Below are 15497 nucleotides of genomic sequence, written 5' to 3' on the forward strand. Positions count from 1 at the left end.
TAGCTCATATTTTCTCTATTGATATAACTAAATGTAAGCAACAACATTAAAGAATAAGTAAATGAACCAACATAACGAACATTCATCTTACAGAGAAAAGCTAATTGAACATTTGTTTATAAGCGAATTGCTTAAGCTGTCTTGGCTTGAACACGAGTGTAGCCTTGAGATCGCAAAACCAGAAGTAGATAACTCAGGGTATGATGTTATTGGTGAGTGTTATGGTGTGATTAGACATATTCAGTTAAAAGCCTCCTTCATCACATCTTCTACTTCAAAGCAAAACATACACATGAAACTAGCCGATAAACCTTCAGGTTGTGTTATTTGGATTATTTTTGACGAAAACACTTTAGAATTTAAGAATTTTTTATTTTATGGTGACGTTGCAGGTGAACCTTTACCTGGTATTGAAAATTTAAAGACTGCACGTCATACAAAGGGCAATAAGGATGGTATTAAGAATGAACGACCAAATATTAAAATAATCAATAAAGGACTATTCCAATCTATTAATTCCGTAAGAGAATTATTCAATATACTTTTTTGTATAGATCATTCTGAAAAAGATAATAGTGAGGCTTGTATCACTCCAAGAAATGAGAGTTCGGACATCGAGAATCATACTGTAACTCGCTCTAAAAGCTTTAACAAACTGAACAGAATAAAGATATGGTCTCAAAAGCCTTGGCAAAAGAACTATCAACTAATAAAAGGTTTTTTAGAGTTAAAATCAACAGATAACACTGTGTATTTTGATCAATTAATAACATACTGCTCAAATGTTTATGGTGAAACTGAGGGTATTTGGAAGAATAACTTTAACTCGATGAAAACTGATTATGGAAACTCACACGGTAAAGTGTTTTATATAATCAATAATGAAGTCAATATATATGATGAAGTGAAGAGCGAAATAGAGAAATACTATTAAACGAACACTCCGCATATTAATCCTTGTTTGGTATAGTAGTTTGCTTTTTTTTAGACTGAAATTAAAAGGCAACTTAAGCTTCAGTTTTTTTAGACTGACACCGAAATACAAACAAAAGCTAAAAAATTAGCCTTTTTTATTTTAAAAAAATTATAGGCTTGCAATTAATATTGAAGCTATATTGAGAAACTAGTATCCAACATTAAGAGATTCAAATACAAATTAATGGTGCAACACGCTGTGAGTTTCCTGCCCTTGAGGAAATATCCAGCACTAAAAGTGATTTATATCGCCGCGGAAAAGACATCACCAAACGCATTAGTTTTTTAACTAAAAAGCCGGTTTACTATTACTTATATCGAGTTGGTGGTGTGGATAAAGCCTCTGAGCTTGAGCGTAAATGTCCAAGCTGTAATGGCGATTGGAAACTAGATGAGCCTTGGTTTGGGCTGTTTGATTTTAGGTGTGAACCGTGTGGTTTAGTCTCTAATGTGTCGTGGGATTTTCAATAGCCTCTCTAACGACTTTTTAAAATCAGCTCAGCGATATTGCTAAGCTGATTTATTAATGACGTTTTATACTTCAAGCGCTTTTAAAAATGACTCTATATTTGGTGCAAGTACGTGGTGCGTTTTTTTACCAACGTGCTCAAGACAAACTTCTCCAGTATGAATTAACACACTAACCAGTAAATCTTCTTTATCTGTTAAACCAATAAACACAGTTTCGGGTTGTTTTAGCTTTCGTTTCATTAAAACATGACCAGTAATATTTTGTTGAAGCATATCAAAGTCGTCGCTATTCCATGCTTGCAACAGTTCAATTTGATGTCCGTCAATAATTGCCAATACGCTACCACCGTACATGTGCCCATAAAGTTCGCTTAACGCTGTTGGAAACTCAAGCTCTAATGCCTTAGCTAAATTGTTTAATGAGCCTGCTGGCTGCTGACGTACGCCTTGCCATTGAATATTTCCTTTCTCGTCAACCTCGCCTAGCTCACACGGACTCGGCCATTGTTCATCGTGTGCTATAAGTGGGTACTTAGCAGTGTTTTTGAGGGTATTTTCGCTAAATTGATGGTGAAGTTGTTCTAAAAGCAATGCTACAGACATACTGTGAAACTCAATTAAATTAGATATAATGCGCACATTGTAACTATTTAAGAGCAAACATGACAGATTACAGCAACTCTCCAGACCTTAAAGGCAGTGTATTAGGACAATCTACTGAATATGTAGACGACTATACGCCAAGCTTGCTTTTCCCAATTGCGCGCAAGCTAAATCGTGATGCTTTAAATATTGATGAAGCCGAACTGCCATTTAAAGGCCAAGATATTTGGACAGGTTACGAACTTTCGTGGTTAAACGCCAAAGGTAAACCGCAAGTGGCTGTCGCCTTATTTACTTTTGCATGCCAAAGCAGCCACATTATTGAGTCTAAATCGTTTAAACTTTATTTAAACAGCTTTAATCAAACTCGTTTTGAGAGCATAAACACAGTTAAGCAACATTTAATCGATGATTTATCAGACGCAGTTAATAGTCCGGTACAAGTAACCCTATACAAAGCGGACGATTTTAACTGTTTACCCTGTACCGCGCTTCCTGGGGAATGTATTGATGATTTAGATATTGAAATAGATAACTATGATATTGATGCCTATTCACTTAAAGCACATAGCGATGAGATAGTGACCGAAACGCTCAATAGCCATTTGCTAAAATCAAATTGTTTAATAACGTCTCAGCCAGATTGGGCGAGCATTATTATAAGATACACAGGCGAGAAGATATGTCGTGAATCGTTACTACGTTATTTAATATCGTTTAGAACACATAACGAGTTTCATGAGCAATGTGTAGAGCGCATTTATAGTGACTTAACGACGCAACTCAACATTAAAGAGCTTGAAGTGTATGCACGTTATACACGCCGGGGCGGATTAGACATAAACCCATACCGTTCTACACATTATAACGAAACACCGTTTGCCGTTAAGATTAATCGTCAGTAAATACGTTAAACACTCAAACATAAACATTAAAAAAGGAGCCTCAGCTCCTTTTTTAATGTTTAGATAACACGCTTTGTTGGGATAGGCATACCACATACATCAACGTAATTATACGATTGGACAAACCAGGGTTCCGTTCGGCTTTTACGTGCATCTATCAGTTGCTTGAACGATGCTGAGTTTGTCTTCATTACCTTGAATACTGTTGCATCGCTTTTAACATCAGCCAACACTTCAATATTCGTTATTGGATTAAACGCCAGTCCCTCAGTGGGTAAACGCTGCAAACGATTAAAGTGCTCCATACCCTCGAGCACTCTTCCAAACACGGTAATGTTTTTATCAAGGTAACGAGGACCTTGCCCAATAGTGACAAAAAACTCAGTACTCGCGCTGTTTATATCGTTACCACGTGCCATTGCAAATACACCATTGCAATGCACCTGCCATGTTTGAGTCTGTGTTTGGTTTTGCGCAACAGCAAAACCATTTAAAAACCCCGTAACAGGCGCGTATCCATCGCCTTTTAACTCGGTAATTTTTAGTGGTTGCGATGTTGGTAAATAAAATTCAGCCTGTACGGTTTTATTTGCAGTTTTTATTTCTTTTTTGCCCGAGCTGTCGCCACCTTGTGCTACAAACCCTTCTACAAAACGATAGACACGGGTGTTTTTATAAAAGCCTTCTTGCGCCAACGTTTTAATATGTTGCGTGTGTTTTGGGGCTAGTTGTGGATTTAATGCTATGTAAGCCGAACCAGTAGGTAAGGTTATTTTTAAAATATTTTGAGGGTCAACTACTTGCCACTCATCTGCAGTTGCATTTTTTATTACATCATTGGCACTAGGTGGTGTTTGTATATTTATAACGGATTTAATGTTAGCCGTTGTAGCGCAGCCGCTCAGCAAAAGAGCCATTACATAAATTGAAAAACGTGTTTTCATATTCAACCTTTTATTTTTATTATTTAAAAGTAGCTTTAAGCAATCTAACTTGCCTAGGGTCTGTTTGACATTAATGCGAGGTTATCGCCAATTTATAGGTGATAACCATAATACATAGGCTCTTCCTTGCCCAAATACCAAACAGGCTGCTGCAAATTTAACCTGACAGTTCATCAGGCTGTAGAGCTTATAGTTCAGTCCCAATCAAATTTATAGAGCACATCAACATTTTGGTATAAACCACTGGTTACCTCTATATAGAGTTGCGACAACAACTGGTAACGAATGGCCACTTCACTAAGTGACTCAAATACCCCAACGCTGTATTTAACTTGCAAGCTAGGCGCAACATAGCCTGAAATTTCTACCTTAGTGCTATCACCACTTCCTGACGAACTTAAGCTAACATCAGAAAGACCAAACGTTTCACCTACCTTTGACACAACCCCTTCACTTCTACTAACCCCTTCAGAAAGTAATAACTGGGCAAGCATAGCGTTGCTTGATGCTCCCTCCCCCTCTCCTAACGGTTGCCCATTGAGTAAATATGCTAAGGTATGGGCCTGATCCATTGCAGGCTCAGAGAACAGTTTAAGAGTGGGTTGTTTAACATTCCCCGTAAGCGTAACACCAGCTATAACACCATTTGCTGTATTAGCTGGGTTTCTGATTGCTTTAATATTCAAGTAAGGGTGTTCGATGGAGCCACTAAAGCCCACCTGGCCTGTTCTTATAATTAAATTTTGCCCAAATGCTAAATAAGTGCCATTTATTAAATTGAGCTCACCCGTTGCAATAATTGGAACACCTTGACTCATTTTAATCGCTAAATCACCAGCCACTTTAGACTCTAATCCGAACGACTCTACTTTAACGTCATTTTTAACGATCACATTTAAGTCTATGTCGTAGTCAAATGGTACCTTTTCGCTGGTTTCAGTTTTTTGATCAACAATAATTTCATCATCACTAACCTGCACAGCGCCTTCTGGAAGCTCTTCAATCGTAATACGACCATAAGGTACAACTACTTCACCCGCTAATTTAAGTGCATTATTGGCTAACCCTATTTTTAAATTTGGCGATACTTTAAAAGTAACGCCTTGTTGTGCGCGTACAAAAAACTGCTCGCCTTGCACATTTACATTTACTTCAGGTTGTTCACCTTGCCAATCAACATCACCGTTTAGCTTTACATTGCCACCTTGATTGTCGTTTATATTGCCCTCTATTGTGGCGGTCGTTTTATCAAATAATATGTTTATATTTGATTTTTGTAACGCAATAGGAAGCTGTTCACCCTCAAGGTTTATATCGTTTACGTTAAGCTCACCATTTAATAGTGGGTCTTTTAACGTACCCGCAAGTGCGACCTTACCGCTAATATCACCTTTTAATTGCTCGATAGTTTCAAGAAATGGCTGTAAGTCTGAAAGTAATATTTTATCAATATTAATAGAGCCATTAAGCGCCTGCGTATTTTGTATGTCATTAATATTAATGTGTGTATTAATTTTACCTAGCACGCTTGACTCTATATTTGCTTCAAGCTGCCCTTTTTGAGAGTCTGAAAAAGCACTAATACTGAGTGTGTCTATAGGTAATTTAAAGCGATCTTCTTCTGAGGTTAAAACAGTGGTTAAGTCACTTGCATTTAAACTTGCCCGTAATGTTTTAAGAGCGCCTGCATTCCAATTGAGCGCCACATTACCTTTTATATCACCACGGGTGCGAATGTTATCGGGTAAAAAGTGTTTAAGCTCTTCAAGCGCTAAATTGTTTAACTTAGCATTTAACTGACCTAGCGCTTTAGTTTGAGCTAGCGTGTCTATACAAAGCTCGCTTTGCTGAGAAGCCCAGCAGTGCGCACTTACATTAAAATTACCGTTTTGCGAGTTAAACATAACAGCAATATTTTTAGTGTTGCTAAAGCTTAACTTTTTGTCGTTTAGCGTTACATTACTGAACTCACCATTCCAGGTAGCGTTATTAATTCTGCCATTTACTTCAAGCTCTGCACTGCCCTGCTCGGCATCTACAGATGCTGTAAGTTGGTGATCTGTTTTATCGCCGCTAATATCAACTTTTACACTATTAATTTGCTCATCAGCCACAAGCGCCGAGCCAACACTTAACGATACGTCAGTTTGCCAATCAGCGGCTGTATCTAAGTGCCCTTTTACCGTCAGTTTATTTATATTGATTTCATTAAAAATGAAGCTATCAAGCATTAACGCTAAATTGACAGAAGGCGTTAACCTCTGCCCTCTTACTTTTAAATCAACATTGCCATCAGCAATAAAAGGCATATTTGCCTCTTTATTACTTTTAAGTGTTATTTTACCGTCGACTTTCCATGTATTGTCAACTTGGCCGTTAAGTACTAATTTATTAGTGCCGCTACTTAAATAAAGGCTATCAATATTGGCTTTTAATGCATCATCAAGCTGAAAGTTTGACGCAAACTCAAGGGGTACCTCGTTTAATAATCCGCTTAGCTTAGTATCATCCATTTGTAGTTGCCACGAGCCTTCTGCAGCATTAAATGAACCTTTAAATTGCCCTGAAATATCGCTGGTTACAGCATCCGTAAAATACTGCGATTTTAGGTTTGAAAGCGAGCCGTTAAAACTCGCTTTAATGCCCTGTTGCCAATCAACATTAGCTTTTATAATCGCGCTACTTTCGTGAGCCTTAATACTTAATGTTTTAAGCGCAGCTTGAGTTAAACCGCCTGTTAGCTGAGTATTAAGATTAACAGCCGGATAAGCACCTAATTGGCTGTTTGCCTGCAAATTGAGTTGGTAGTCATCGGCATTACCAGTTGCTTTAAGGCTTACATTTTTAACTTTTAGTTCGTTACTCTGCGCATCAATAAGCCATTGGTTAACGTTACCGCTTAGCTCAAATGGGTAATTTTTTTGCTTTAAATTAGCATTCGCTTTTAAAGTGAGAGGATATTGGCCACTCGTTTGTAAATCTATAGTTAAGTCAGCTAAATCACCATTTAACTCTAAGTTTGCTTGGTGCTCGTCACTTTTTAAAGTCACTAAGCCTTTTACAGGCAAGTTACCTAAAAGCTCTGCATCTAATTGGGTATTAAGCTGCCACTGCTCATAGCTAGCTGAGAGCGACTGCAAATTAATAACGGCATCTTCTACACTTAATAGCAGCGAAATGTTTTCAATATTATGCTGCGCATCGCCCTGTTCAATTGTTACCTTTGCGATATCAAAGGCTTCGATGGCCAAATCAATGGGTGATGTAAATTCAATATCAGGAAGTGCTGGTAATTGCGTAAGTGCAGCTTTGTTGCTTTGAGCAGTTTGCGCCTTGGCAGGTTGTTCTTGCTCTTTTAAAGCAACAAGTATACTCGGAATATTTAAGCTTTTTACTGTGAGTTTTGAACCTTCAGCCTTAGCTGATAGTTTAAAGTTATTAACGCTCACATCTGCATTAGGGTGATTTAATGTAAACTCATTAACCGCTATATTTTTTATTGAAACATTAAAGGGTAAGGCAATTTTTTCAAGTGACTCAGAGGGTGTTTCATCTTCTGCCTCAACTGTTTCTGGCAAGGTTAATTTTATAGATTTAGCGCTAAAATTATCAATACAGATACCATCACACTGCCACCAAAATAAATCTATTTTTAATTGCTGAGCATTAAAATCTAAACCATTATTTTTAAAACGAACATTAAACGCATCGTTATAAATAAAGCGGCCACCTTTAATTTCTATGTGTAATCCATCAACAACTTTATTTGCCGTGTAGGCAATAAATTGATTACCGGGTGCCGTAAATAATAAACAAAATACGCTAACAATTAGCGAGACTAAAATTGCACTTACAATGGCTGTTATTTTTTTTATTATAGTCATTAAATTTCTGGCCCTATGGTAATACTCAAACGCGTACTTTTGCTATCTTTAGTTAAGCCCCAAGCGTGATCTATTCGTACAGGGCCCACAGGCGTTAAATATCGAAAACCAAAACCAGCACCCACTTCAAATTCATCTGAAAAATCATTCGTAGCAGTACCACCATCAACAAATAATGCTGCACGCCAATTTTGAGCAAACTGATAGTTGTACTCCATAGTGCCAGCAAGCAAATATTTACCCCCTATTAGTTCACCATCATCATTTTCTGGCGAAATTGACTGATAAGCAAAACCACGAACGCTTTGATCACCGCCGGCATAAAACCGCAGTGAATACGGTACATTATTTATGTCATCAACTAGCATTGCGCCAATGTTTGCCTTAAGAAAAACTAAATGCTTATTAAGGTATGTACGAAGCCATGCATGCTTTAATTGAACCCTCAATAAATTCGTGCTGGAAAGCACATCATCTAGGCCAAACTCTGCTGATATAAGCCATTGCTCGCCCCAGTAAGGAGTCGTTCCGCCTTTTAAACTTTTGCGAGCATAACTAATCCCGGGCATTAACATTTCAGTCGACTCTTCTGGATCATCGCCAAGACGATACGTCTCTTGATCTCTGCGTAAAAACGCTGTTCTTACCCATTTTTCTTCTGTAAGCCACTGCCGTTGTAATTGTGCGGTTAATATCTCACTGTAGACATCATCTGCAAGTTCGTCTTCTAATTTATAACCTACAGAAAAACGCCATAAATCATCATTAGGGTCGTCTACAGGAACTGTGTATGCCATTGAAAGATCTTGTTGCTTTTCGGCTATATTCATATTTGTATCGAGGTAATGGCCATCCTCTGTGATCCAAGGTTTACTCCACTTAAAACGAAACCTAGGCTCACTTTCAGACACACCGCCCCCAATTTCAAAGCTATTTGCAGGTTTAGGTACAACCTCAACTTTGATAGGAACTTGGGCGTTTTTGCGCGCTGTAATATCGGCATAAACACGCACACTAGCAAAATAAGGTGTGCTCGAAAGCTCAAGGTTATAGTCGGCTATGTAAGTTGATTTATAAGGTTGTCCCTGAGTAAATGGTGACAAAGAACGAATATATTTTTCAGCTGGCGTATCACTGGTAATTTCAATACTGCCATATTGATAACGCACACCGGTGTTAATCACAAACGTGACAACGGCACTATTTTTTTTAATTGAAACTTCCAATTTGCGGGCAGGCCATTTAGCATCAAAATAGCCAAGCTCCAAAAGCATAGATTCTATTTTTTTATACGCTGATTCATAGTCACCATGGTTTAGCACATCACCCTGTTTTAATTTGGTATTTTTAATAAGGGTTTGTAATTGTTTATCGTTCTTCCCTTCACCATTTAATGTAATGTTAATGGCGTCTATCCGTGTTGCAGGACCACGCTCAATTTTTACAACGAGTTCACTATCGTCTTTATCAAATTCAACCTCAACTGTTGGGCTGTAGTAACCCAGTGCTTTTATGCTGTTTTGTACCTGACTTTTAGCATAACGTTGAAGGGTTCTTGTTGGTTTTTCACCTTTAAGCTGCTTTAGGTATAGCGCTACGTTTTTTTCTAAATCACCATTTATGCCTTTAATTTTGTAGTCTTCGATGACTCTTTCTGCCGCATAGGAGTTTGCAGCCATAAAAACAATGGCAATGCACATGCAACGTAAAAACTTAATAAACAAGCAAATATCCTTACTCTTATATACTACTTAAAACGAGCTAATGTGGCGCATATTAACATAGCCATAATGAGCAACACATTAACTTAATGACAAACTCAATTTAAATATGAAATGTGAAGAAGATAAAATTAGTACGCGTTAAGACAATATTTTAGTTACAATAGTGCCAACGAACACAAAATTATTTTTAGATGAGTTTTTAATGCAATTTCCAGATGACGAAAACGGCCAGCTGTTAGCCGAAATAGCCGCTGCAGGCGTCGATTTAAGTAAAATGCAGCAAATCGACTTTTTCATTTTATTTGAGCAACAAGCCGATGCTGATAAGTTTGCTAAAGATATTGTTTCTGATGCATTAGTACAAACCGCCGACGTTGAAAAGTGTAAAGACACTGGCGTTTGGGAAGTAATTACTCATGTACAAATGGTACCAGAGCACACATTACTAGGCCAAGCTGAACAGTATCTAGAAAGTATAGCCAATGGATATAACGGTTACGGTGACGGTTGGGGATTAATGGACGAAGACGCCGCCTAATGTTTTAAAATCAGTTAAGTTTAACGACTTAACTGATTTGCCTTTCTAAAACTTCCTTTATAATCAAATAGCTTATCCGCTACTTTCCAACCATACTTTTTACTTTTGCGCGCAATCACAAAGTCAGGGGGCACCAAGTCAAACTGCGCTTTAACTACCTGCTCTGCTGTTTTAAAATCTGTTGGTTTTTGACCATGTCCTAGCCGTTTACCAAATTGCCTGTTAAATATAAACTGACCGCCTTTATTACCCAGATTATAAACTTCGTCACAACTTGCACCGTCTTCGTCAAAATACGTAATTTTAATTAGTTCATCTTTAAGCTGAGTTACTGTTACACCGCTGCAGCGAAGTACTAGCGCATCTTTTAAATTTAACGCATTACGAAGCTTGTCGTCTGGATCAGCCATTATGGCGCCACAATCGTGGCATTTTCGAGCAGCAATATCGTTTTGCGCACCACATTCCTCACACTCTTTAAATCTAAAACGATAATCGCACTGCTCTTTGCTACCTTCATCATCTTCTAATAGGCCTTGGCAACGTCTACCAAAATGCTCAACAACTTTGCCAGCAGAGTCCGTTTTACCCCAAAATATATTAGCAAACCCACAACCAGGGCAAAGCACTTGTACAGGTTCATTATCGCTGTCGCCTTTTTTATCCCCTACTTCAGGGTGAAATAAATTATAACCATTTCCGGCATAATCAATCACTAAGCAATCGGTTTTAGATTCTGATAATCGTAAGCCCCGACCTACAATTTGTTGGTATAAGCTTACAGACTCTGTAGGACGCAAGATGGCAATAAAATCGACATGTGGCGCATCAAAGCCGGTTGTTAATACAGAAACATTAACCAAATACTTTAACGTTTTACTTTTAAACGCAGAAATGATTTTATCGCGTTCGATATTAGGCGTATCGCCTGTAATTAGCGCGCTTTGGGCTGTTGGTAAGTAGCTTAATATTTCTTGGGCATGCATAACTGTTGCCGCAAAAACCATTACACCTTTGCGCTGCTCGCTATATGCAATCACTTGTTTAAGAATAGCCTGAGTTGCTCGCTCGTTACTTTTTAAAAGCGCGTTCATATCATCGGCAGTGTATTGACCAAACGCATTCGTCTCTAAAGACGAAAAATCGTAGTGGTTAATGGCAGCATCAACTTCATTTGGTGGGGTTAAGTAGTTATTTTTAATCATGTACCTAAGCGGCAATTCAAATATACAACGTTTAAATGGGCTTTCTGTCGTCCCTTTAACAAAACCATGATAATGGTGATGGTATATCCACCCCATGCCTAAACGATAAGGCGTAGCCGTTAAGCCCAATACTTTTAAATGCGGGTTGTACGCTTGTAATGCACTTGTAACTTTGCCGTATTGGCTTTTTTTATCACCATTTACCCTGTGGCATTCATCAATGATAAGTAAAGAATAATGCTCATTGAGTTTATCTAAATTACGTGAAAGTGATTGCACACTGGCAAAAGTGACTTGATGCGTTAAAGATTTTTCTTTTAAACCTGCTGAAAATATACTCGCCTCTAAACCAAAGCTTTTATATTTTTGTGAATTTTGCTCTACGAGTTCTTTAACATGAGCAAGTACCAATATTTTTTGTTTAGCTATACGAGCAAGCTCAGCGATGACTAAACTTTTACCCGCCCCCGTAGGTAAAACAATAACTGCGGGATCGTTTGTTATTCTAAAGTGTAAAACAGTACGCTCTACTGCTTCTTGCTGATAAGGTCTTAATTTATAGCTCATAGGAAAACAATTGGATTTGAATAAGAATACTTTATCTAATAACGGATGACGTTTTTTAGCTTTATTAAAATTATTGGTAGGAAACAAAAAGAGAAGCTGCGCCTCTCTTTTATATTGTTAAGCTAGGTGTTTTTGTAAATCAACACCTTCAAACGCTTTTGGCCGTCGGCCACGGCCAGTCCACTCAATGATTTCACCATCAACTTCAATGCGATATTTAGCTTTAACTTTAGTGCGCTTATCTGCGGATGTGTCTTGTAAATCTTCTAACGTAAGTCCTTTTTCTTTTAAAAGATCCAAAACTTCCTGTTTTGCTTTTTGCTGTTGGGTATATTTTGAAATTGCATCAGTAACTAATTGTTGTGCTTTTTCAAGTTCAGTTAAGGATGCAGTCTTTATAAAAGCTCGAACTTCTTTCATTTATGTCTCTTTAATTTAAAATTATCTGAGTTGTAACGATTACATAATAAGGCATAAATTGTATTCTCTCTATGTAAAAATCATTTAAACAATGATGGTTCACACTCTTGATAAAGTAAACTTTAGAATTTGAACCCTTGGAGTCTGAAACTACAAACCGCATTTAAATGAAAAAACCCTGCTTAAATTCGCAGGGTTTTAAATAGTATAAACTTAACTAAGTTTTGGCTTAGAAGCTTTGAGAAAATCTCATGAACCAGCTACGGCCAAACAGTCTGTAGTTACTTTCATCAGTGTTACCATTGAAAGCAGGCTCAATGTATGGAGGTAACTCATCAGTAAGGTTGGTGATACCAACTGAAATTGTAGTTTTAGACTCAAAGTTATATGTGGCTGTTAGGTCATGGTACATGTAAGAATCTACACCATACTGAACTAGTGGACTATTTTCGTCATCCGGGTTAACAGCCGTAGTACCCCAGTAAAGAAGGTCTTCATACTCGGTCCCGCCAATGTAGTTCATGCTGTAAGCTAAATTTAAGTTATCCAAAGTGTAAGAAACATTTAAATTAACTTTATCTGTAGCGTACGTTGTATCATTTTCAAAGCGACCATTTAAGTCTCTCATTTTGAAAGCGAAATCAGCTGAGTCATAAACTTGGTTTTCACGCTCTAAGAAGTGTGTCCAGCTTAAGACCGAACTCCAAGAACCGTTTAAAGCTTCAAATGAATAGCTAGCTTCGAAGTCAATACCTTTAGCTGTCATACGGCTTAAGTTAGTCGCCTGAGCGCTAAGAAGAGATATCTCGCCGTTTGTACGTTCAACATTAGAACATAAAGACTCGATTCCACCTAAGTAACAACCTCTTAAAGAATCAGATGCACCTACTGAATCAATAACTTCTTCAAGCTCAATTGACCAGTAATCTACAGTGATACCAAGGCCTTCAATGAACTCAGGAGACCATGCTAAACCTAATGTAAAAGTATCACCCTCTTCAGGCTGTAATTCTTCATTACCGCCCACTTTCGCTAACTGCTGAGAGTCAAGGTTGTTACTACCGCCGGCAGGAACACCATCTGCAGTACAGTAACCTTGCTGCGTAGGTGTTAATGATGCCCAGTTAGATGTGCTACATGGATCTGTAGCTGATGGGAATGAATCATTTTGTGGTCCATATAGAGAAGAAATGCCTGGCGCTCTAAATACTGTCCCGTACGTTGCACGAAGTAAAAGATCATCATTAGCTTTCCACTCAAGACCTAGCTGGTAAGTTGTTGATGAATCAAAAGCACTAAAGTCATCGTAACGCACGCCAATTGGCATTTCTACACGCTCAGCGAAAGGTAAGTCTTCTAGTAATGGGATACGGAATTCAGCGAATAAACTATGTACATAGAAGTCACCAATTGTACCTTTACTCTTATTACCTGTTACTTCACCCATAAACTTACCAGAATCTACTTGACTCTCTAACTCTTCTTTACGGTATTCATAACCAAAACCACCTGAAACTACACCTGCTGGTAATTCAAAGAAGTCGCCGCCCAAAAAGCCAGTTAGAGTTTGTATAGTGTAATTTGATGAATCAACTAACGGTGAAGTAACGTAGTCAAGCATTTCTTGAGTTACAGAACCTGGGCCGCCAAATACGTTCATAGAAACACAGTCAGCAATTGGAGAAGCTTCAGTTCCACAAACGATATTACCAGCATCATCTTGGAAAGATGGGCCCATTGCTTTAGCTAAGTTTGGCCCATAAAGTTGACCAAAATCAGTACTGATTGTTTGACTATAACCGTAGTTGTAATTTACGTCATAATACCAACCATCACCAAAGTCTCCTTCAAGCCCTAAAACTTGTTGGAATCTAACGATATCTTGCTCAAAACTACGTCCACCTTCAAGCATGCGTCGGCGTGAACGAATTACGTCATTGTCAAATGGGTTATAATAGTTGTCTTTCGAAACACCATTAAAAGCGACCATTACAGGATTGCCATCTGCATCTAATACAGTATTACCATCTGCGTCTAATTGCTCATATGTACCACTGTAAGCTGGATCAAAGCGAGTATCGTATGGAACTGCAGCTAACTCTTGGCGTGATGTACGCTTGTTTATTCGCGTTTCAGTGTACATACGAGTATCGTCATTAATCTCAAAACCGCCTTCAATAAAGAAATTCAATTTTTTATATGGCGTTTGAAGATAGTTTACTGGTGCATAGTTATAAGTGTCGTTATTTGCTCCGCCACCCACAAAAGGACGCATATCAGCTGCAGAAGCGATACCACCATCACACTTATCATTAGTAAAACTACCAGCTGTATTAGCTAAATAAAAGTTACCACAAGGGATAGAGCCAGAACCAACTTCAATTACGTTAGCATTTTCATTTGGTAAACCAATTAATCCGTTCTCACGGAAAGATTTTTCAGCATCATCGCCCCATACCTGCCATGGGAAATTGAAGAAATCAACTTTATCTACATCGCCTTGGTATACTTCAGATTGATCAACATAATCTATACCAACAACAATATTACCAGCATCAAAATTCTTACCAGCAACTAAACTAAAACCAACTTGTTTATTTTCTGATACATCAAAAGAACCAGAAGTTTGAGCTTTAAACTCAACGCCTTCAAAATCATCACGAGTGATTATGTTAACAACACCAGCTACTGCATCGGCACCGTAAGTAGCAGACGCACCATCTTTAAGAACTTCAATTCTGTCGATCATTGAAGCTGGGATACCTTGGAAATCAGAAGAAACTGGGCGTCGACCGTTTACAAGTACCAAAGTTCGAGACGAACCTAATCCGCGAAGTTCTACGAAAGTCCCACCGTTACCACCGTTGTTTGTAGTTGTCATTGCCGGTGAACCAGACATCACAGCGCTAGATTGTAGGAATTGCCCAACGTCTTGTATACCTTGATTCTCAAGTTGAACAGAATCAATCACTGTTACCGGTGACGCTGTTTCTAAATCTGTACGTTTAATACGTGAACCAGTTACTTGGATACGCTCAACTTTTGCTGCAGATTCTTCTTCTGCAGCAGAAGAACTTGCTGAAAACGCAGCTGTAGATGCTGCACCAAAAGCGATCGCTAAGCGAACTGCTTTTGAGATTTTGCTATTTAACATTTGATTCTCCCAGGAATACATTTATTAATTATAATTTATTCAATCTAGCGGCACGTAACTTGTTACAAGACGCCATGATTGTGTTGCCAATGATAATACTAGTGAAA

At 38.2% G+C, this 15497-nt stretch carries 10 protein-coding genes and 1 pseudogene; 4 read left to right on the forward strand and 7 right to left on the reverse strand.

The genetic code is table 11. From position 1 onward, the window contains the following. Nucleotides 1-61 precede the first annotated feature (61 nt). A complete protein-coding gene (locus tag ACFI34_RS09395; protein WP_462673292.1) occupies nt 62-934 on the forward strand; it encodes a hypothetical protein in 873 nt (290 codons plus the stop codon). 212 nt (nt 935-1146) lie between these two features. Then, a pseudogene (locus tag ACFI34_RS09400) lies at nt 1147-1446 on the forward strand (DUF2310 family Zn-ribbon-containing protein); the annotation flags it as partial. 63 nt (nt 1447-1509) lie between these two features. Here the strand turns inward: ACFI34_RS09400 and syd are convergent. Further along, nucleotides 1510-2049, reverse strand: coding sequence for a SecY-interacting protein (gene syd, locus ACFI34_RS09405; RefSeq protein WP_462673293.1), 540 nt, complete (start codon nt 2047-2049; stop codon nt 1510-1512). A gap of 59 nt (nt 2050-2108) precedes the next feature. Here syd and queF point away from each other — a divergent pair, with 59 nt between their 5' ends. After that, nucleotides 2109-2954, forward strand: coding sequence for an NADPH-dependent 7-cyano-7-deazaguanine reductase QueF (queF, locus tag ACFI34_RS09410; protein WP_462673294.1), 846 nt, complete (start codon nt 2109-2111; stop codon nt 2952-2954). 59 nt (nt 2955-3013) lie between these two features. Here the strand turns inward: queF and ACFI34_RS09415 are convergent, their stop codons facing one another. From ACFI34_RS09415 to ACFI34_RS09425, 3 genes are all read right to left on the reverse strand, one after another. Then, nucleotides 3014-3898 carry a peptidylprolyl isomerase gene (locus ACFI34_RS09415; protein WP_462673295.1) on the reverse strand — a complete coding sequence of 295 codons (885 nt, stop codon included), beginning with the start codon at nt 3896-3898 and terminating at the stop codon, nt 3014-3016. Between the two features lie 194 nt (nt 3899-4092). Further along, nucleotides 4093-7782: an autotransporter assembly complex protein TamB gene (tamB, locus tag ACFI34_RS09420; RefSeq protein WP_462673296.1), complete on the reverse strand. Its 3690-nt coding sequence runs from the start codon at nt 7780-7782 to the stop codon at nt 4093-4095. Further along, nucleotides 7782-9506: an autotransporter assembly complex protein TamA gene (locus ACFI34_RS09425; protein WP_462673297.1), complete on the reverse strand. Its 1725-nt coding sequence runs from the start codon at nt 9504-9506 to the stop codon at nt 7782-7784. The genes tamB and ACFI34_RS09425 overlap by 1 nt, the downstream gene beginning before the upstream one ends. Before the next feature lie 202 nt (nt 9507-9708). On the opposite strand from ACFI34_RS09425, the gene ACFI34_RS09430 reads away from it, so the two are divergent. Beyond that, the gene (locus tag ACFI34_RS09430; protein ID WP_008129315.1) at nt 9709-10044 is read left to right on the forward strand and encodes a ribonuclease E inhibitor RraB; all 336 of its coding nucleotides are present in this window, start codon (nt 9709-9711) and stop codon (nt 10042-10044) included. A 20-nt stretch (nt 10045-10064) separates the two neighbouring features. Here the strand turns inward: ACFI34_RS09430 and ACFI34_RS09435 are convergent, their stop codons facing one another. The 3 genes from ACFI34_RS09435 to ACFI34_RS09445 form a co-directional block, all read right to left on the reverse strand. Beyond that, complete coding sequence (locus ACFI34_RS09435) at nt 10065-11816, reverse strand: DEAD/DEAH box helicase (RefSeq protein ID WP_462673298.1); 1752 nt, start codon at nt 11814-11816, stop codon at nt 10065-10067. Nucleotides 11817-11933: 117 nt separating this feature from the next. Next, nucleotides 11934-12236 carry an H-NS family nucleoid-associated regulatory protein gene (locus tag ACFI34_RS09440; protein ID WP_462673299.1) on the reverse strand — a complete coding sequence of 101 codons (303 nt, stop codon included), beginning with the start codon at nt 12234-12236 and terminating at the stop codon, nt 11934-11936. 229 nt (nt 12237-12465) lie between these two features. Beyond that, entirely contained in the window at nt 12466-15390 is a 2925-nt protein-coding gene (locus ACFI34_RS09445; protein ID WP_462673300.1) for a TonB-dependent receptor domain-containing protein, read from the reverse strand. Between the last annotated feature and the right edge of the window lie 107 nt (nt 15391-15497).

It is taken from the genome of Pseudoalteromonas sp. PSi26, assembly GCF_054960575.1.